The following is an 18,425-nucleotide window of genomic DNA, read 5'->3' on the forward strand; positions in this document are numbered from 1 at the left end:
GCGTGCCCACCGGCGGGGCGGCAGTCCGAAAAGCATGTGTGGGCGTTCGGCGTGTGTTGTTTCAGGACTAAGGTTTCTTCGGGGTGCGCGGGGCCTCCGGGCCCGCGCTGTACGACAGGACCGGCCGTGAAGGGACGACATGGCTCAGCGCAGGGCGAAGCAGCCGGATGCGGTGGCTCGGATCGTGGAGGACTGGGCGCGTGAGCGGCCCGGGCTGGACACCTCGCCGCTGGAGGTACTCGCTCGGCTGCACCGTGCCTACCTTCAGTACCAGTCCCGGCTCACCGCGCAGATCGAGCGGCACGGGCTGTCGGTCGCCGGGTTCGACGTGCTCACGGCGCTGCGGCGGGCGGGCGCCCCCTATCGGCTCACGGCCGGTCAGTTGGCCGCCTCCGGTCTGATCTCCTCGGCGGGTGTGACGCTGCGTCTGGACCGGCTGGAGAACGACGGGCTGCTCGTGCGTGAGCGCGACGCGGTGGACCGCCGTGTCGTCTACTCGCGGCTCACCGACGCCGGGCTGAAGAAGGTGGACGAGGTGTTCGCCGAGCACCTGGAGAACGAGCGGCGGATGCTGAGCGGCCTCACCCTGACCGAGCGACGGCAGCTCGCCCGGCTGCTGTCCGGGCTGGAGCTCTCCATCGTCGAGTCCGACTCGGCGGGGGAGGGTGCGGCGGGCTGACGAGCGGGCCGCCCCTCCCCCGGGCCGTCATGCGGCGGCGTCCGGCGTGGCGCCCTTCGAGTACGACAACGACGGCGACCTCGCCAAGTACCGCCCTCAGCCTGCTGCTCCTCGGGCTCTTCGCCCGCGGCTCGGCGACCAGCGTGCTGATCTGGACGTCCCTGTCGGCGGTGTTCTTCTTCGGCGCCAACATCTGTCTGTACCTGTACACGCCGGAACTCTTCCCGACCCGGATGCGGGCCCTCGGCACGAGTCTCGGCGGCGCCGTGAACCGCCTCGGCGTCATTCTCGGCCCGATCGTCGTCGGCGCGGTCTACGCGGGCGGCGCGCTCGGCACGGTCTTCGTGACCCTGGCCGCGGTCGCCCTCGTCGGCGCCGTGACGGCGGGGGTCGCCGCGGAGGAGACGAGCGGACGGCGGCTGGGGGACGTGGCGCCGTAGGTGAAGCAGGCGGTGGTAATCCGGCAGGGGCGGGGTAAGCGGACGTCCATCCGCCCCTGTCGCGAAGGAGCCCAGGATGACCGACGACGCCTACCTGTTTCTGCTCGAGGACGCGTCCGCGCCGCTCGGCGTGTCCCCCGCGGCCGTCGGGGAGCTCGCCTGCATGGAGACCCCCGCCGTGCGCGCGTGGCTGGACGCCCAGCACAGCGCGCCGACCTCGCCGCATCTGCGTCTGCTCCCCCCGGAGGAGACCGCGGCCATTCCGGAGGGGGCGGAGCGGCTCCCCGTTCCGCTCAGCGAGGAGGAACTGAGCCGGGTACGCCACCGGATGGCCCCGGAGCCGCTGGCCCACCTCGAGAGGGAGCTGCTCGCCTACCGCGACTGCACGGACGGCCGCGACGGACTGATCGGACGCGCCCTCGCCGCCGGGGTGGCACCGCACCGCATCGTCGAGCTGACCGGGGTGGATCCGGCGACGGTGACCGCGGCAGCCGTTCGCTGACGGGGTGTCATGGTCTGGTGGTGCACGCCGTGCACGCCGTTCGGTCCTAGGTCGTGTCGCCGGGGAGGCGGGACTTTGCGGACACGGCCTAGGCACCCGGTCCGGGGTCGGGACGCACGGCTGAGTCGATGCCGGCGCGGGCCGCTTCCAACTGCGCGGCGAAGGCGATGCCGAGGAAGAGTGCGATGGCGGTGAGGTTGGCCCACAGCAGCAGGGCGATGAACGCGGTGAGCGGTCCGTACACGGCGCCGAAGGCACCACTGTGCTGGACGTACAGCGCGAGCAGCCAGGTGGCCGACACCCACAGCAGCAGGTGCACGGCCGAGCCGAAGGCCAGCCAGGTGTAGCCGGGCTGGACGCGCCGGGGCGACCAGCGGAAGATCACGGCGGAGGCCACCCAGGCCAGTGCCAACCCCACGGGGATGTCGAGCACGGCCCACCACTGCGGGCCGCCGTCCGCCCAGCCGGCGGTGTCCGCCACCGCGTCGCCCACCGCCTCGCCGGCGACGAGCACGACGAATCCCAGCACCAGCGGCAGACCGGCGGCGACCGCGAGGACGGCTCCTCGCCCGTACTTGCGCGGGAAGGGGCGGTCGCGCTCGATGCCGTAGATACGGTTGGCGCCGCGTTCGATCTGGCCCATGGCCGAGGCGAGGTTCAACAGCGCGAAGCCCAGACCGAGCCACAGGGCGAGCGTGCTCCAGACATCGCCGTGCGCGGTGCGCCGTGTGCCTTCGAAGGCGTCCTCGACGATCTGGGCGCTGGCACCCGGCACGATCCTGCCCAGCGTGAGCTCGACGACGCGGCCCACGCCCTCCGTGTGCACCGACGTCGCCAGCCCGACCAGCGCCACGGTGCACGGGACCAGTCCGAGCACGACCTGGAAGGCCAGGGCGCGTGCGTTGGTGAAGCCGTCCGCGTACCGGAACCGTGCGAAGGAGTCGGTGAGCAGGCGCAGCCCCCCGTAGTGGCGCAACGCGGCGAACGCCTCGTCTCCGGAGAGCTCGTCCCCGATCATGTCCCGGGTCTGCGGGACGTGGACGGCAGTACCCATGCGTCAACGCTCCTTACCTACGGCGGTTCCCTGCCGGGTACCCCGCAGCCGCGGGCGGCGGCAGCAGTTGCCGTAACAGCAACATTGCGTGCCTGGCCCCGGGATGCACGGCAAGACTGGGTGCGCCACCCCGGCGAAGGAAGGGAGATCACTGTGCCGCACGAAACCGCGCGCCGGGCCCGCCGCCGCGACTCACCGCCGCCCCGGACCGGGAGCAGCGAGAGCGAGGTCCTGCGCGCTTTCCTCGACTACCTCCGCACGTCGATCGCCGCGAAGGTCGAGGGAGCGCCCGAACCGCAGGTGCGCACAGCCTCGGTGCCGTCGGGCACGCATCTGCTCGGGCTGCTCAACCACCTGACGTTCGTGGAGCGTTCGATGTTCCTCGGGGAGGAGGTCACCGACTGGCAGGGGACGTTCAGAGTCGCGGCGCAGGACAGCGCGGCCGAAGTCGTGGCCCGGTACCGGGATGCGGTCGAGCGCGCGAACGACGTGCTCGACGGGTGCTCCGATCTCGGCGCGCCGCTCCCCCGCCCGCGGCAGGGCCGCGCGGCCCCCGTCGTCCGCTGGGCGCTCACCCACATGATCGAGGGGACCGGCCGGCACGCGGGCCACGCGGACATCCTCCGGGAACTGATCGACGGCTCCACCGGCCGCTGACCGGAGAGCAGGTCACCGCCGGAGGGCTCGATCAGGGCGGCCGCGACGGCCGTACGGTCCGTCTCACCGGTCCGCCTGTGCCAGCGCGGGGGTCAGCCGGGACCAGGGGTTGGGCGGTTCTCCCGTCACCGGTCCGCAGACGCCCGCCCCCCGCTCCCGCGCGGTCTTCAGGGCGAGCGGCACCAGCGGTTCGGGCACGCCGTAGACGAGGTGGCAGAGCTTCTCGGCGGGCAGCCGTGCGGTCCACGAGGGGCGGCTGAAGTCGGACACGTACTGGGACCAGGGCCCTTCGAAGGTGACCGTCAGATCGGCGAGCCGTGCGTAGCCGGGCGCGGGATGGACGCCCGGGTTGAGGACGACGGTCGACGCGCCGAGCCGGCGGACGGAGCGGACGAGGCGACGGCAGTCCGGCAGTCCGTGCGGGGCCGCCGGCACCTGGTCCAGGAAGCAGCCGTCGACGGCATACCAGTCCTGGTGGCGGCTCAGATCGGCGGTGACGTCGCCGGGGTCACGGGCGCCGTAGTCGGTGTCGAGGTAGCCGAGCAGCCGGGCCCCCGCCGCGCGCAGCGCCTCCGCCGCCGCTACGAACGCCGCATCGGGGGCGATGCCTGGTCCGTTCGCGGGGTTCAGTACGACGGCGTAGGTGCGCGCGGCGCAGGTGATGAGCCGGTGCCAGGCGCCCGGGTCCTCGGCCGGGTGCACATACAGCGGGATCAGCAGGCTCACCGCGCCGGTACCTCCTCGGCGGTGCGGGGCCGTGCCCGGGTGGCCGCCCACAGCGCCGCCACGGACGCGTCGAGCGGGTGGGCGGGTGCCCAGCCGAGGGCTTCGCGGGCAGCGGTGATGTCGGAGCACTGCCACGACACCTGTGCGGACCGGGTGGAACCGGCGCGGCCCCGCTCGAGGATCCGGCCCCGGTAGCCGGCCGCGTCCGCGAGTGCGCGGACCAGGTCCCGCACGGGACGGGGGTCGCCGCCGCCGATGTTGAGCACGGGCGGCAGCGGCGCTTCGGCGGTGACGGCCAGTCGGGCCGCCCGCGCCACATCGCGTACGTCCACGAAGTCGCGGTGGGCGGACAGGTCACCGAGCCGCAGGGTCGCCTCCGGGTCGTCCCCGGAGTCCGCCGGCAGGCCGGCGAGGAGCGCGGCGACCCGGCCGGGCAGCCCGGTGGACGGGGCGCCCGGGCCGACCGGGTTGCCCACCCGCAGCACCACCGAGTCCAGGCCGGAGGCGGTCACCGCCACCGTGCCCGCGAGCTTGGTGGCGCCGTAGTGGCCGGCCGGCCGGGTCGCGGCCGACTCCGTGACCCGCACCGCGGGCTCGCCCGGCCCGTACTCGGCGGCCGAGCCCAGATGGACCAGGCGGGCCCGGGGCGCGGCCTCCCGCAGGGCCGCGCACAGCACGGCGGGGCCGCGGGCGTTGACCTCCGCGAGGGTGACGGCGTCGCCGCCGGTCGCGCCCGCGCAGTTGACGACCGCGTCGGGCGCCGCCTCGGCCACCACCGCCGCCAGGTCCTGCGCACGGTCGGTGGCGAGGTCCACGGTGACGTCGGCGGCGGGCGACCGGCCGCCGACGAGGACCCGCGCGTCCGGCAGGGCGCGCAGGTGCTCCGCGACATGGGTGCCCAGATATCCGGTGGCCCCGAGTACGAGGATGCGCATGGCTGCTCAGGCCCCCTTGAGCAGCAGTGACTTGCGGCTGGTGAACTCCGCGTTGGCCCGGTCGTAGTCGTCGGGGCGGCCGATGTCCAGCCAGTAGCCGTCGAACTCGTAGGCGTGCGGCGGGCGTTCGGCGGCGAGCAGGTCCATCACCAGTTCGTCGAAGCCGAGCGGCAGGCCGGGGGTGTAGCCGTCGAGCGTGGCCCTGGAGACGCCGTAGACGCCCATGGACACCCGGTAGTCGATGCTGGGCTTCTCGGTGAAGGCGACCACCCGGCTGGCGTCGGTGGTCAGGACACCGAAGTCGATGTGGACCTTGCGGGCGTAGGTGGCGATGGTCAGGGGCGTGCCGGACGCCTGGTGGGTGCGCAACACGTCGGCGTAGTCGAGGTCGGTGAGGACGTCACCGTTCATGACCAGGAAGTGCTCGGGCAGCCGTTCGCGCAGGGTGAGCAGGGGACCCATGGTGCCGAGGGGGCTCTCCTCGGTGGCGTAGTCGACGTGCATGCCCCACTGTGTTCCGTCGCCGACGTAGGCGCGGATGATCTCGCCCAGATGGCCGATGGCGATGGTGCAGTGGGTGAAGCCGGCCGAGGACAGCTGGCGCAGCACGATCTCCAGGATCGCGTGCTGGTCTCCGATGGGGACGAGCGGCTTGGGCAGCGCGGTGGTGTACGGCCGCAGCCGGACGCCCTTACCGCCGGCCAGAATCACTGCGTGCATGGCATACCTCCTGCGATACGTGCCGGTCGGATCAGATGTTGTAGATGCCGGTCTTGTAGCGGGCCAGGTTGGCCGGGTCGGTGAACCACCGCGCGGTCCGGGCGAGTCCTTCCTCCAGCGTGCTGCCGGGCCGCCAGCCGGTCGCCGCGGTCAGCCGGCCGGCGTCGGCGACGAGCCGCATCACCTCGGAGGCCGCGGGCCGCAGGCGTTCGGCGTCCTCGCGGACGTCGAGCGGAGCGTCCATGACCTTGCCGATCAGCGCGACCAGGTCACCGACGGAGATCTCGCCGCCGGTCCCGGCGTTGAAGGTGCGGCCCACGACCCGCTCCGCCGGGGCGGTGCCGACGGCGAGGAACGCCTGGGCGGTGTCCTCGACGAAGGTGAAGTCCCGGGTGGGGCGCAGATCGCCGAGCGTGAGAGTGCGCTGCCCGGCCGCGACCTGGCCGATGACGGTGGGGATCACCGCGCGCATGGACTGGCGCGGGCCGAAGGTGTTGAAGGGGCGCAGGGTGACCACGGGCGTGTCGAAACTGGCGTGGTAGCTGTCGGCCAGCCGGTCGCCGCCGGCCTTGGAAGCGGCGTACGGCGACTGGGTGTTGATGGGGTGGTCCTCGGTGATCGGCACGGTCTGGGCGGTGCCGTATGTCTCGCTGGTCGAGGTGTGCACCAGGCGCGGGGTCTCCAGCGCGCGTACCGCCTCCAGCACGTTGAGGGTGCCGGTGACGTTGGTGTCCACGTAGCTGTGCGGGGCCTGGTAGGAGTACGGGATCGCGATGAGCGCGGCCAGATGGTAGGCGCAGTCGGCGCCGTCGAGGAGGCCGCGCACCGAGCCGGGGTCGCGTACGTCGCCGAGGACGATCTCGACGTGGTCCAGGACGTCGGCGGGCAGGGTCTCCAGCCAGCCGTACGACGAGAAGGAGTTGTACTGGGCCATGGCCCTCACCCGGTGGCCCGAGGCGACGAGCGCCTCGGTGAGGTGCGAGCCGATGAAGCCTTCGGCTCCGGTGACGGCGGCGAGCGGTGCGGAGGTCAACTCTTGGTCCCTTCGTAGTGGTCGGCGGACGGAAGACCGGCGCGGACGGGGCGCGGGTCTGCGGTCCGACTGGGTCGTTCGGGCAGGTCAGGAGTGCGGGGAGGGCCGGCCGAGCAGGCGTGTCGCGCAGATGGCGAGAGAGCCGGCGGCCACGCCACAGGCCCACGGCAGCGCGGCCGGCCCGGGCGGCAGGTCCAGCAGGGGCACCGCCCCGGCCGCGCCGGCGGCGGCCAGGCAGAGCAGAGCGGGCGGCCAGGCCACCCCGAACGCCTGGAGCAGCAGGGCGGTCCACAGGGCAGCCGCGAGCAGGAGCAGCGAGGCCGGTTCGGAGCCGGTGAGCAGGGCCGCCGGCAGCAGCAGGGAGAGGTAAGAAGACAGGCACAGGCCGAGGACGGCGGCGGAGCGCAGCCGGAACCCGGCGGGGGTCGCGCTGGCCCGCAGGGCGGCGACCGACCAGCCTCGGTAGCGGTACAGCAGCCACTCGGCCGGGCCCATGCTGAGGGTCAGGGCGATCACCGCGTACGGCTGGCGGCGGCCCTCCAGCAGGACGAGTACCGCGGCGGCGAGTCCGAACAGGCCGTACGGCAGGGAGGCGTGCAGCCGTGGCCGCCCGGCCTCGCCGGCGGCGGGGTGGGCGCGTTCCGCCCACAGGACCCGGCCGGCGGCGGCCGGTGTGGCGAGCAGTGCCAGCAGGGGCAGCCCGAGCCGCAGGGCCGGTCCGGGCTCCCACCAGGGCAGTACCGCGGCGCCCGCTACGAGTGGGCTGAGCGCGACCAGCAGCAGCCGTTCCCTGCCGAGGACGAGCAGGACACCGGCCCCGGCGAGGTACAGGGACTGGGCCGCGGCGACCGCGAGGCCGAGGGCGCCGTCGGCGAACGGCACGGCCAGGGCCGTGGCCGCGGCGGCGCCCAGCAGGGATCCGGCCAGCAGCGTGCCGGACGCCTCCCGGCGGCCGGTCACCAGTCGCAGATGCGCGCGATGGCCCAGTGCCTGTCCCCACGCCCACGAGGCGATGCCGGCCACGATCAGTGCGGGGGCGTGCCGTTCGACGGACCACAGGGGCGCGGTGAGCAGGTAGGCCAGGGCCGGCAGGGCGAACAGCACGCCCCGCAGCAGACAGCGCAGGGTGTCCGGTCGCCACGGGTCGGTGGCGGGCGGCGGCTCGGGGAAGGTGCGGGGCACCCTGTCGTACAGGGCGGTCGCCAGGGAGAAGAGGTCCGGGTGGCCGTACCGCTCCTTGATCACGGAGGCGGACAGTCCCTCCGCCTCCAGCAGGGCGGCCACCTCGTAGGGATGGACGGCGGGCCCTATGGCGTCGGCGAGTTCGGCGGCGAGGGTGCTGATCGCCTCCTCGTCGGGACCCTGTCCGGGCAGCCGGACGGCGAGGGTGGCGTCGTCGTCCAGGGCCCAGCGGGGGCGGCGGCGCGGCAGGCGCGGTTCGGCCAGCCGCAGGGCGAGGGTGTCGCGCTCGGCGCCGCCGGGTTCGAGGGATATCGGACCGCTCATCCGGTCAGGCTCCCCGTACCGGTGACCGCCGGGGCGGGTAGCACGATTCTGGCGGGCAACTGCACCTTCCCTGCGGCCAGTTCGTGGTAGATGCCGCGGAAGGTGTCGATGGTCTGGCGCAGGGTGAACTGTTCGATCACCCGGAGCCGGGCGGCCTCGCCCATCGCCCGCCGCCGGACGGGGTCGCCGAGCAGCTCCAGCGCGGCGGCGGCCATGGCGGCCGGGTCGCGCGGCGGCACGACGAGCCCTGTGTCGCCGACGGCCTCGCGCACCCCGCCGACGTCGGTGGACACGGTGGCCCGGCCGCACGACATGGCCTCGATCAAGGTGAACGGGAAGCCCTCGCTGATGCTGGACAGCATCACCACGTTCCCTGCCGCATAGGCGTCCTTGATGTCGTCGACGCGTCCCTCGAAGGTCACCGAGTCGGCGTGGCCCAGCTCGGCGGCGAGGGCCTCGCAGCGTTCCCGGTATGCCTCACCGCCCCTGGGGGTGCCGCCGAACAGCCTCAGGCGTACGCCCGGCAGCCGGTCCCGGACGAGGGCGAAGGCACGGATCAGGGTCTCCAGGTCCTTGATCGGGTCGACCCGTCCGGCCCAGCTGAGGGTGAGCGCCTCCGGCTCCGGGCCGGCGGGTGGGAAGGCGGCGGGATCGACGCCGTTGTAGACGGTGCGGATCGACGCCGGGTCGGCGCCGCCCTGCTCCTCCCACAGCCGGTTGTAGCGGTTGCCCGGGGTGATCAGGGCCGCCTGGCGGTAGCTCTCCTCCGCCAGCAGCCGGAAGAAGCCGAGGACCACCGCCTTGACCGGCCAGCGGTAGGGCGCGGTGCGGTAGCCGAGGTAGCGCTCGCGCAGATAGACGCCGTGCTCGGTGAGCAGCAGCGGTACCCCGTGCCGCTCCCGTGCGGCGAGTCCCGGCAGGACGGCGACGCCTCCGCTGACCGCGTGTGCGACGCCGTCCTGCGGGGCGGGCGCGGCCAGCGGGCGCAGGGCGTGTTCGAGCAGGGCGGTGGCGGTGAGCGCGTCGTGCAGCGTCGGCCGCGCCTCGCGCACGGCCAGCCCGGGCCGCGTCCATACGGCGGTCAGGATCCTGATCGCCGTGTCGCCGCGCAGGAAGGGGCTGAGTTCGCCGACCGCCGCCGCCCGCGCCAGGTTGTGCAGGGCGGGGGCGAAGCCGCACTCGGCGCCGGGGTCGAGGAGCGCGGTCAGGAAACGCTCGTAGGCGTCGGCGAGTTGCCTGCGGGAGCGGCCTCGGGGCGGGCGGCCGTCAGGCGTGGCGCCCCACATGGGGACGGCCGAAACGGCGCGGACATGGTCGGGCAGATCCCACACGATCGGCTCCCGTCCGGTGCCGGTGACGGCGATGACGTCGAACTCGATGTCGGGCATGCCGGTGACGAGCTGGTCGCACCAGACGCTCACACCGCCATGGCTGTGCGGATAGGTGCCTTCGGTGAGCAGGGTGACGCGCGCGGTGGCATGACGTCGCGCGCCGTGGTGAACGTGCATCGATGTGCTCCACGGCCGAGGTGTGGGGAGGGGTGCCGGTCCCGGCCGGCGACGTCACGCGGCTGAGCGCGCCGTTGTGCCGCGGCCGGGACCTCGCGCTGCCGGGTGCGCCGGTCAGCTCCCCGCGGGCGGGACGGGATCGGCCACGCCCTCGGGCACGCGGGTGTCCGGCGCCGGGTCGGTGGCAGGGGCGGAGCCGCCCGTGCCGGTGGCCGTGGAGGGGGCCGCGGACTGCGGCAGGGTGAGGGTGAGCGGCGTGGTGGACGCGGCGGTCCATGCGGAGCGTTCGCCCGCGTACGCCTCGCCGAAGGCGGAGCCGGCCCGGGTGGTGCCCTCGGGCATCGTGGCGGGGACGTCGACGCCGGCGGGGCTGTCGATGGTGACGGTGCCGGCGATCCGGTAGGCGGTGACCTGCCCGTCGTCCACGGCGCTCCGCCATGCGGCACGGCGCTTCAGTTCGGTGCCGATGGCCTTCATTCTCGGGTTGACCAGCGGTGTGTTCTGCGCGAACAGCGTGTCGTAGGTGTCGAGCACGCCGTCCAGGACCGGGTAGGCGATGCGGTCCTCGGCCAGGTTGGACTGGTGGATGAAGTGCGGCCTGGGGTCGTTGCCGAGGACATGGCCGAGGGCGATCTGCCGCTCCAGGGGCACGATGTGCCGGGTGTAGCCGGTGGCCGTGTCGAGCGGTGCGGGCAGGCAGGTGGTGGTGGCCGGGTTGTCCTCGCAGATGCCGCTGCCGCCCTGGGCGCGGCTGGTGTAGATCCAGTTGTACTCGTCGACCTGCTCGGCGGCGCGGCCCGCGTTGTAGAAGATGTTCATCGGGTAGCGGGGCACGGTGGTGGCGGAACCGACCTGCCGCTGGGCGGGCTCGCGCGAGTTGTCGGAGGCGAGCCAGGCGATGCCGGTGTCGGCGAGGGCGAGGGCCAGGTCGGGGTTGTCGGCCGGCTGCTGCGGCAGTACCCGCAGCCCGGAGTGCTCACCGGTGACCAGCTCGTCGTCGTCCAGCGGGAGTCCGGCCGTCCTCCCCCACACGCCGTTGTGGGCGATCTCGTCGGCGATGTCGGCGCGGCCGACCCACTTGGTGCTGCCGTCGGCGTTGGTGGCGCACCGCCACGGCACGACCGAGGTGTCCTGTTCGCAGCCGAGGAAGGCATGCGTGTAGGTGTGGTTGATCCAGCGGAACTCGGTACGTTCGGTGACGAGCCGGTCGGCCAGCGGGTCTGCTCCACCGTTGTCCTCACGGTGGTCGACGCTGCCGGCGCCGTTGTAGGCGAGGTCGAGGGTGAGGCCGCGTTCGCGCTGCCAGGCGACGGCGTGGTCGACGTCCGCGGCGGTCATCCTGATCGGGTCCGGCGTGGCGTTCGGGTCCGTGCAGTCCACGTCGCCGGGTGTGCAGTTGAGCGTGGAGTTCCAGCGGTCGTCGGCGGCGAAGACGTCGTCGACGTGCACGGCGAAGTAGTTGCGGGAGGCGCCCAGGTGCACCCCGCCGGTCATCCACTCGACGATGCCGCGGGCCAGCAGCCGGAACTGCTGCTGGTACCGGTTGTAGACGAAGGTGACGACGAGTTCCCGCCGTCCGTCGTGGCGGTACTCCCCCACCAGCGAGCCCTGCTTGGCGGTGCCCGGGATGGGCACCTGCACATACGGCGTGAAGTCGGCTCCGGCCTTCGGGGTGGACAGATAGGCGTAGCTCTCACCGACGGTGGGCGAGTTGTCCTCGAACGGCACCGGCCCGTCGAGATAGCCGAACGCACCCGCCCGCCCGGCGTCGGTCACGCGGGCCTGCACGCCGTCGACGCTGCCGGAGTAGCCGCCGTGGATCGGATACTGGAGTCCGGTCTCGGGCCGGGCGTAGGTGTAGGCGTCCACCTGCGGGATGTCGTACGCCTTCTCGTACGCCACCAGGGCCGCCATCTCCGGCGAGTTCGCCGGGAAGGGGTTGTCGTCAGGCAGGACGACCGCCTGGAACTTGGCTCGGTTTCGGCCGTCCACGGTGTCGGCGAGGTAGTCGGCGTCGATCACGGGGCGGTCGGACCGGGTCAGGTCGATCTCCGTGTACGGCGTTCCCGCGGTGTCCAGTTCGGCGGCTATGGCGTCGGTGGCCGGGCCTGAGTCGCTCACGACAAGCACCCGCAGGTCGATGCGGGGCGGCGGATCGGCCGCCGCCGGTGCGGCCGGCACGCCGATGGCGGCTATCAGCGCGCCAGTCGTGAGCAGGGTGGTGCGTAAGGTCCGCTTCATGCGGTGCTGTCCCCTCCCCGGGCAGGGGCGAGCACTGCTCCGCAGAGCGGACGCACCCCCGCGCGTGAACGCCGGCTTCCCCCTCAGAGACCGGTCGTCGACGCATCCGTCGCGTCAAATAGTGAGGTATCTGTGGAGCTTTTGTGCTCTTGCCGCGGAACCTGACGGAAAAACGCAGGTGTGCGGCGCGGCGGAGCTCCGGGCGGACCGTTGACTCGGTGAAGGATCACGGATGGTGTCGGGCACCGCTTCGAGCCCTGCCGCCCAGGTCGGAAGGGCAGGAGCCGTATCCGCGGGCCGTCGGCGCACCCGGGTGCGACCGCCACTGGTCTGGACCAGTCCCCCGTTCGACCGCACGCCGGTTTCAGGTCACGGGACCGGCCAGGCGCCACCGCACCTCCGGTCGCCCAGGACCGGAATCACCCGCGACGCGACCACCCTTCACCGAAGGCATCACTCACGGTCGGCCGGGCAGATGAGACCTTGTCCTGCTCAGTGATCGACGTCTCAAGGGGAGTCTGCGTGTCCGCAAACGGAAGTGATGCCGCCGCACCGGAAAGACAGGACGACACCCCGCTGAAGCGGGCCATCGGCCCCAAACTCCTGGTGCTGTTCGTGATCGGGGACATCCTCGGCACCGGGATCTACGCCACGACCGGCCAGGTCGCCGGCAAGGTCGGCGGGGCATTGTGGCTGCCGTTCGTCATCGGCTTCGTGGTGGCCATCCTGACCGCGGCCTCGTATGTCGAGCTCGTAGGCAAGTACCCGAAGGCGGCGGGCGCGGCGCTGTACACCCAGAAGGCCTTCCACGTCCCGTTCCTCACCTTCATCGTCGCCTTCATGGTGATGTGCTCGGGCCTGTCCTCGGCGAGCGCGGCGGCCCGCGCCTTCAGCGGCGACTACCTCGCCGAGTTCACCGACGTCTTCCCGCCCACCCTCGTCGCCGTGCTGTTCATCGTCGCGCTGGCGGCCCTGAACCTGCGCGGCGTGTCGGAGTCCGTGAAGACCAATGTGGTCCTCACCCTGGTCGAACTGACGGGCCTGGCCATCATCCTCGCGATCGGGGCATGGGCGGTCCTGTCCGGTGACGGTGAACCCTCGCGGCTCGGTGAGTTCCAGGCGGAGGGCACCGGTTTCGCGCTGATGACCAGCATCCTCGGGGCCACGGCGCTCGGGTTCTTCGCCTTCGTGGGCTTCGAGGACTCCGTCAACATGGCCGAGGAGACCAAGGATCCGGTCCGTACGTTCCCGCGGGCCATCTTCACCGGTGTGCTGGTCACCGGCACCATCTACATCCTGGTCGCCCTGGTGTCCTCGCTGCTCGTCGACTACCGCGTGCTCGAGGACTCCAGCGGACCGCTTCTGGAGGTCGTCAAGGCCGGCGGGCTCGACTTCCCGCCCAAACTGTTCGCGCTGATCGCCCTGTTCGCGGTCACCAACTCGGCCCTGATCAACATCATGATGGCGTCGCGCCTGTGCTACGGCATGGCGAACGAACGCATCCTGCCGCGCGCCCTGGGCCGCGTCCTCCCCCGCCGCCGCACGCCGGTCGTCGGCATCGTCTTCGTCTCGCTCCTCGCCATCGGGCTGGTGTCCACCGGCGAGATCGAGGGCCTCGGCGACACCACGGCCTTCCTGCTGCTGTGCGTCTTCGCCGTTGTCAACATCGCCGTCCTCGTCCTGCGCCGGGACCCGGTGGAGCACCGGCACTTCCGTACGCCGACGGCGTTGCCGGTGCTGGGCGCGATCGCCTCCCTGATCCTGGCGAGCCCGCTGTCCGACCGCCCCGCGAACGTCTACATCCGGGCAGGGGTGCTGCTGGCCATCGGGATCGGGTTGTGGGGTGTGAACAAGCTGGTGCTGCGGGTGCGCGGAGAGGAGTGACGGTCCGGGCCCGGCCGCGGCGCCGGTCGGGCCGCGAGCACCGCTCGGCCTGTCGGTCGGTCCGCCGCGGGACCGGGTCGAAGCTTCCCGGGACAGAACTTCCCGGGTCAGAGCTTGGCGCCGAAGTTCTGCGTCCACCAGGGGCCGCCGGAACCCTTGTGGACGCCGACGCCGATGTTCTTGAACGAGCAGTTCAGGATGTTCGCCCGGTGGCCGGGGCTGTTCATCCACGAGTCCATCACGGCCTGCGGGGTCTGCTGGCCCATGGCGATGTTCTCCCCGTACGTGGACCAGCGGTAGCCCGCCGCGGTGATGCGCTGCCCGGGGTCCTCACCGTCCGGGTTGGTGTGGTCGAAGAAGTCACGGGCGTCCATGTCGGCGGAGTGCGCCTGCGAGGAGTTGTTGAGCAGGGGGTCCTCGGTGACCGGACCGCAACCGGCGGACGCGCGTTCCTGGTTCACCAGCGCGACGACCTGGGCGACGGTGCCGGCCGGGGCGGCCTGCGTCTGGGGCGTCCCGGCCGAGTCCCGGTCGGGCCGGGGGGTGGACGGCCGTGCCGTCGGCGTGGCCTTCTTGGTCGGCTTGGCGGTCTTGGACGGCTTCGGCTTCTTGGACGGCGTTGCCTTCGGCGAGGGCGATTTCGACACCGAGGCCGACGGGGAGGCGTCAACGGGCCTGGTCTCCGAGGCGTCGGCAACCGCGGCGGCCGTCCGCGCGGCAGCCGGCTCGTCGGTCCCGGTGCCGGAGTCGCTGTCGAAGTACCAGAGACCGCCGCCCGCCACACAGGCCGCCACTACGGCACCTCCGACCGCCCGGCGCTTGACGCGCCGCCGCCGTCGGGCCTCGCCACGGGAGACGGCCCGGGCGCCGGCCGCGGGCACTTCGGCTCCTCCGCCCGATCCGGCGTGGTGGGCGGTCTCGGTGTGCGGGGAGGCCGAGCCGACCGGGGCCATCGCGTCGGAGGCTCCCAGCACCCGGTCCAGCAGGCCGGGCGTCGCGGCGACCAGTGCGAGACCGGCCAGGAGCCCCTCGGCGGGCATCAACCCGCTCCACAAACCGGAGCAATAGCCGCAGCCACGGGCATGCCGGGCTATTCGCTTGCGCCACAGGGCCGACGGCCGGCCGTCCCAGGTCCCCAGCATGCCCCGCAGTTCCGCGCACGGCGGCTGCGCGTCGAGCGCGCGCACCACCACCCGGGCGGCCTCCAGCTGCGCCTTCATCCGTTGCACCCGGACCGCCGTGTGCTGCGGCGACAGTTCCAGGGCCGCGGCGACCTCCGCCCGGGTGAGCTCACCGGCGCACTCCAGCCACCACAGCGACAGCAGCCCGCGGTCCTCGGGCTCCAGCCAGCGCGTGGCACGTGCGGTCTCCTGCCGCTGGCCGGACAGCTGGAGCTGGACCATGGTCAGGTCCACGAAGTCGGCGCCGGGATCCGCGAGGTCGACCGCCTCCTCGACTGCGCCGGGGGCCGACTGCCGGTCGTGCCAGTGCGCCCGTACCTGGTTCATCGCGATCGCCACGAGCCAGGACCGGAAGCTTTCGGGGTCGCGCAGGGAGCCGAGCGCGTCGAGGGAGCGGAGCATGGTCTCCTGCACCACGTCGTCGACGTCGACGGAGCCGTTCAGAGCCCTCCCCACGACGTTGTAGACCAACGGGAGGTACGCAGAGACCAGGGCGTCCTGAGCCTCCGGCTCGCCGTCGCGGGCGGCGATCACCAGTGCTGTCAGTTCCCTCGCGCGTTCTGCACTCATCAAAAAACTTCCCTGTCGTCGACGCCGAACGATGCTGTCCGATACCTGGGAGATCGATCGGGGGGCCGCAGATAACAGTTCTTCGGACGCATGTTCCAGAAGAGACTCACGGGGTTGACGGGGCCGCGCAATGGAGAACGTCACATCCGGCGCCAGAGGCCTTCAGAACGTAGGCATATGGTCATGCATGCCCGTATCGACCCGATCGCCCTGAAGTGGCAATGGCCGTCAAGCATGTATGTCTTTGTCGGACTTGAGGCCGGGTCAGCCCAGCCGTGGGCCGTACGTCGTCAGGGCCAGGCCGATCTCCACCACGTCCCGCGGGCGGGCCAGGGACCGGCCGGTGAGGTGCTCGCAGCGGCGCAGCCGGTTCAGCACCGTGTTGCGGTGGCAGTACAGCCGTTCACCGGCCCGCCGGGCGGAGCCGTCGCAGGCGAACCAGGCGGTCAGGGTGTCCAGCAGTACGTCACGCTCGGCCGGTTCCAGCCGCAGCAGGGGGCCGAGTATCCGCTCGGCCAGGGTCGCGCCCAGCCGCGGGCTGGAGATGACCAGGGCTTCCGGCAGGTGCTCGGCGAGCCGGACCGTGCCGCCCTCGGGCGGGCAGATGCTCAGGGCCAGGTCGGCCAGGCGCCGGGCGTCGCCGACCGCGGCCAGGCCGGTCACGGCGCTGCCGGCGCCGATCCGCCGTCCGGCCGTGCCGTCGGCGGACAGGTTCAGCGCCACCAGCGGATCGCGGTCCGCCGCACCGCCCCCTTCGTCACCGACCCGGACGACGCCGTAGTCCACTTCCGGCCCCGCGTGCCAGTACGCGTCCACCCCGGACGCAAGGACACCCGTACGAACGTCCGCGGACCCCTGCGACCGGCATCCGGCGACGGCGACCACGACATACCGGCCGCGCTCCGGCAGCCGCATCCCCTCGGCGGTCTCGGACAGGTCGGCGATCCGGCTCGAACCGTCCAGGAGGGCGGCGGCCAGCCGCCGCACCCGGTACTCGCGCCCCCGGGTCAGCCGCCGTTCGGTCTGCCGGTAGGCGTCCGCCACGAGGCCGCAGTGCTCGTCGACGAAGTTCCACACGTCGGTGGCCACATGCACCAGGAGCCGGATGTCCTCGGGCGCCGAACGGGACGTCTCCTCCACCAGCCGCTGCCACACCAGGGATCCGCCCAGCCGGAACGCGTGCAGCAGGGCGTCCAGCGGCAAGCCCTTTTCGGCTCGGGTGACGCCGATCCGCCAGGTGCAGCGCCGAGCGGCCTCGCGGCCGGCACGCGGGTCGAGCAACGAGGTCACACTGTGCCGCAGCGAGCGGTGGGCCTCCTCCCAGGTCGCGGCGCGGTCGTGCGCCAACGAGGCCCGGTACGCCGGTTCCTGTTCACCGAGGAGGGCCAGCAGCCGGTCGGTCAGGTCCGGCAGTTCGTCGAGCAGCACGCGGGCCGCCCGGTGCAGGACGCCCGGTGCGTCGGCGTCGAGCAGCGACGTGCCGCGTCGTGTCCGCGGCTGCGCAGCGGGCGGCGCAGGCCCGCCGCGGACGGCCTCGTGTGTGCCTACGGCGTGCTGCATCGCGACCCTCCCCGGTCTCGGCTTCCCTCGGCCTGAGCCGGCTCGGCCTTCCCGAAGGATGGCATACCGTCCAGTCGGTCCCCAGGGTTGTGCAGGGGGCGATTTCCTTGCGGGGCAGCAGAGTTCACCCGCGGGGCCCCTGAGCCGAGGCCGCAGGCGCCCGGGCCGGGCGGGAGCATCCGTCGTGCCCGGGTTCAGCGGTCCTGCTGGTCGACCATGCGGGCCAGTTCGATGCGGGAGCGCACGCCGAGGGCGGCGAAGACGTTGCGCAGGTGGTAGTCGACGGTGCGGGTGCTGACGGCCAGACGCTGCGCCACCTCCCGGTTGGTCGCCCCCTCGGCGACGCACCGCGCGATACGCAGCTGCTGTGGCGTCAGCAACGACAGCCCGCCGGATCTCTCCTTCCCGGACGCCGCTCCGTTGGCCCGCAGCTCGCCGCGAGTCTGGTCGGCCCAAGGGCCGGCGCCGCAGCGTTCGAAGCCGACCAGAGCGCCGCCGAGCCGGTTGCGGGCCTCGCGCAGCCGGCGGCGTCTGCGCAGCCAGCGGCCGTAGAGGAGTTCCGTGCGGGCCCGTTCGAAGTCGCCGCCCGAATCGTCGTGCAGGGCGAGGGCCCGCAGGTAGAGGTCGTCGGCGTGGTCCGTGGGGGCGAGCAGGGCGCGGCAGCGGGCGAGTTGGGCGGGCGCGTGCGGATCGGCGCCGAAGGCCGCCCACTGGGCGAGGTCGGTGACGACCGTCCGCGCGTCCTGCGGGTGACCGGCGAGCACCGCGGCCTCCACGAAACAGGGCACGGCGAGCATCCACACGGCGAAGTGACCGCGCCGGGGCCCGGGTCGGACCAGCGGGCCGAGCCGGTCGGCGGCCTCCAGGGGACGGCCGCAGGCCAGATCGGCGCGGGCGACGGCCCATTCGGACAGGGTCGCCGTCTGGGCGAGGCCATGCCGCCGGGCGGTGTGCAGCGCGGTCGAGGCGTGGTCGGCCACCGCGGTGGTGTCGCCCTCGATCGAGGCCGCGAGGGCGAGCATCGCATGGTGGCTCGCCGCCGTGTTGCGGTGCTCTGCCGCCGTCGCGGCCCGGACGCCCTCCTCGGCGTGGGCGCGGGCCTGTGCGTGGCGGCCGGCGCGCAGTTCGCCGTAGGCCAGATACTCCAGTGCCCGGGCCTCGAGCGCGGCGCGGTCCCCGGTGCGGGCGGCGGCGAGCGCGCGGGCGCCGGCGGCACGGGCGGCGTGGAC

At 72.9% G+C, this 18,425-nt stretch carries 16 protein-coding genes; 5 read left to right on the forward strand and 11 right to left on the reverse strand.

What is annotated here, in order from left to right:
* Positions 1-139: 139 nt before the first annotated feature.
* The 3 genes from ACHBTE_RS30040 to ACHBTE_RS30050 all read left to right on the forward strand — a co-directional run bounded on the left by ACHBTE_RS30040 (position 140) and on the right by ACHBTE_RS30050 (position 1,621).
* The gene (locus ACHBTE_RS30040; protein ID WP_394727777.1) at positions 140-679 is read left to right on the forward strand and encodes a MarR family winged helix-turn-helix transcriptional regulator; all 540 of its coding nucleotides are present in this window, start codon (positions 140-142) and stop codon (positions 677-679) included.
* Positions 680-708: 29 nt separating this feature from the next.
* Positions 709-1,119 carry an MFS transporter gene (locus ACHBTE_RS30045; protein ID WP_394727779.1) on the forward strand — a complete coding sequence of 137 codons (411 nt, stop codon included), beginning with the start codon at positions 709-711 and terminating at the stop codon, positions 1,117-1,119.
* 76 nt (positions 1,120-1,195) lie between these two features.
* A complete protein-coding gene (locus tag ACHBTE_RS30050) occupies positions 1,196-1,621 on the forward strand; it encodes a DUF6003 family protein (protein WP_394727781.1) in 426 nt (141 codons plus the stop codon).
* An 88-nt stretch (positions 1,622-1,709) separates the two neighbouring features.
* Here ACHBTE_RS30050 and ACHBTE_RS30055 read toward each other — a convergent pair whose 3' ends face one another.
* Positions 1,710-2,675 carry a YihY/virulence factor BrkB family protein gene (locus tag ACHBTE_RS30055; RefSeq protein ID WP_394727783.1) on the reverse strand — a complete coding sequence of 322 codons (966 nt, stop codon included), beginning with the start codon at positions 2,673-2,675 and terminating at the stop codon, positions 1,710-1,712.
* 153 nt (positions 2,676-2,828) lie between these two features.
* Between ACHBTE_RS30055 and ACHBTE_RS30060 the strand changes: the two genes are divergently transcribed.
* Positions 2,829-3,332 carry a DinB family protein gene (locus tag ACHBTE_RS30060; protein WP_394727785.1) on the forward strand — a complete coding sequence of 168 codons (504 nt, stop codon included), beginning with the start codon at positions 2,829-2,831 and terminating at the stop codon, positions 3,330-3,332.
* Positions 3,333-3,395: 63 nt separating this feature from the next.
* Here the strand turns inward: ACHBTE_RS30060 and ACHBTE_RS30065 are convergent, their stop codons facing one another.
* The 7 genes from ACHBTE_RS30065 to ACHBTE_RS30095 form a co-directional block, all read right to left on the reverse strand.
* Positions 3,396-4,058, reverse strand: a complete 663-nt coding sequence (locus ACHBTE_RS30065) for a spherulation-specific family 4 protein (protein WP_394727787.1) — start codon at positions 4,056-4,058, stop codon at positions 3,396-3,398.
* A complete protein-coding gene (locus ACHBTE_RS30070) occupies positions 4,055-4,993 on the reverse strand; it encodes an NAD-dependent epimerase/dehydratase family protein (protein ID WP_394727789.1) in 939 nt (312 codons plus the stop codon). The genes ACHBTE_RS30065 and ACHBTE_RS30070 overlap by 4 nt, the downstream gene beginning before the upstream one ends.
* A 6-nt stretch (positions 4,994-4,999) precedes the next feature.
* A complete protein-coding gene (locus tag ACHBTE_RS30075) occupies positions 5,000-5,713 on the reverse strand; it encodes an NDP-sugar synthase (protein WP_394727791.1) in 714 nt (237 codons plus the stop codon).
* A 31-nt stretch (positions 5,714-5,744) separates the two neighbouring features.
* On the reverse strand, positions 5,745-6,746 hold the full coding sequence (locus tag ACHBTE_RS30080) for a GDP-mannose 4,6-dehydratase (protein ID WP_394727793.1): 1,002 nt from the start codon (positions 6,744-6,746) through the stop codon (positions 5,745-5,747).
* A gap of 87 nt (positions 6,747-6,833) precedes the next feature.
* Positions 6,834-8,252, reverse strand: coding sequence for a hypothetical protein (locus ACHBTE_RS30085; protein ID WP_394727795.1), 1,419 nt, complete (start codon positions 8,250-8,252; stop codon positions 6,834-6,836).
* Positions 8,249-9,760 (reverse strand): GT4 family glycosyltransferase PelF, encoded by a 1,512-nt coding sequence (pelF, locus tag ACHBTE_RS30090; RefSeq protein ID WP_394727797.1) that lies wholly within the window; start codon positions 9,758-9,760, stop codon positions 8,249-8,251. Before pelF ends, ACHBTE_RS30085 begins: the two co-directional genes overlap by 4 nt.
* A gap of 114 nt (positions 9,761-9,874) precedes the next feature.
* Positions 9,875-12,001, reverse strand: coding sequence for a hypothetical protein (locus ACHBTE_RS30095; protein ID WP_394727799.1), 2,127 nt, complete (start codon positions 11,999-12,001; stop codon positions 9,875-9,877).
* Between the two features lie 522 nt (positions 12,002-12,523).
* Here ACHBTE_RS30095 and ACHBTE_RS30100 point away from each other — a divergent pair.
* Entirely contained in the window at positions 12,524-13,885 is a 1,362-nt protein-coding gene (locus ACHBTE_RS30100; protein ID WP_394727801.1) for an APC family permease, read from the forward strand.
* Between the two features lie 107 nt (positions 13,886-13,992).
* On the opposite strand, the gene ACHBTE_RS30105 is transcribed toward ACHBTE_RS30100, so the two are convergent.
* From ACHBTE_RS30105 to ACHBTE_RS30115, 3 genes are all read right to left on the reverse strand, one after another.
* Positions 13,993-15,636, reverse strand: coding sequence for a sigma-70 family RNA polymerase sigma factor (locus ACHBTE_RS30105; protein WP_394727803.1), 1,644 nt, complete (start codon positions 15,634-15,636; stop codon positions 13,993-13,995).
* A 264-nt stretch (positions 15,637-15,900) separates the two neighbouring features.
* Complete coding sequence (locus ACHBTE_RS30110; protein ID WP_394727805.1) at positions 15,901-17,196, reverse strand: PucR family transcriptional regulator; 1,296 nt, start codon at positions 17,194-17,196, stop codon at positions 15,901-15,903.
* 194 nt (positions 17,197-17,390) lie between these two features.
* On the reverse strand, positions 17,391-18,425 hold a 1,035-nt coding region (locus tag ACHBTE_RS30115; RefSeq protein ID WP_394727807.1), incomplete at its 5' end, for a LuxR C-terminal-related transcriptional regulator.

It is taken from the genome of Streptomyces sp. M41, from assembly GCF_043673425.1.
Lineage (GTDB): Bacteria > Actinomycetota > Actinomycetes > Streptomycetales > Streptomycetaceae > Streptomyces.

Coding starts and splice junctions, on each gene's coding strand:
- ACHBTE_RS30040 (WP_394727777.1), top strand. CDS start 140: ATGGCTCAGCGCAGGGCGAAGCAGCCGGATGCGGTGGCTCGGATCGTG.
- ACHBTE_RS30045 (WP_394727779.1), top strand. CDS start 709: ATGCGGCGGCGTCCGGCGTGGCGCCCTTCGAGTACGACAACGACGGCG.
- ACHBTE_RS30050 (WP_394727781.1), top strand. CDS start 1,196: ATGACCGACGACGCCTACCTGTTTCTGCTCGAGGACGCGTCCGCGCCG.
- ACHBTE_RS30055 (WP_394727783.1), bottom strand. CDS start 2,675: ATGGGTACTGCCGTCCACGTCCCGCAGACCCGGGACATGATCGGGGAC.
- ACHBTE_RS30070 (WP_394727789.1), bottom strand. CDS start 4,993: ATGCGCATCCTCGTACTCGGGGCCACCGGATATCTGGGCACCCATGTC.
- ACHBTE_RS30075 (WP_394727791.1), bottom strand. CDS start 5,713: ATGCACGCAGTGATTCTGGCCGGCGGTAAGGGCGTCCGGCTGCGGCCG.
- ACHBTE_RS30085 (WP_394727795.1), bottom strand. CDS start 8,252: ATGAGCGGTCCGATATCCCTCGAACCCGGCGGCGCCGAGCGCGACACC.
- pelF (WP_394727797.1), bottom strand. CDS start 9,760: ATGCACGTTCACCACGGCGCGCGACGTCATGCCACCGCGCGCGTCACC.
- ACHBTE_RS30095 (WP_394727799.1), bottom strand. CDS start 12,001: ATGAAGCGGACCTTACGCACCACCCTGCTCACGACTGGCGCGCTGATA.
- ACHBTE_RS30105 (WP_394727803.1), bottom strand. CDS start 15,636: ATGAGTGCAGAACGCGCGAGGGAACTGACAGCACTGGTGATCGCCGCC.
- ACHBTE_RS30110 (WP_394727805.1), bottom strand. CDS start 17,196: ATGCAGCACGCCGTAGGCACACACGAGGCCGTCCGCGGCGGGCCTGCG.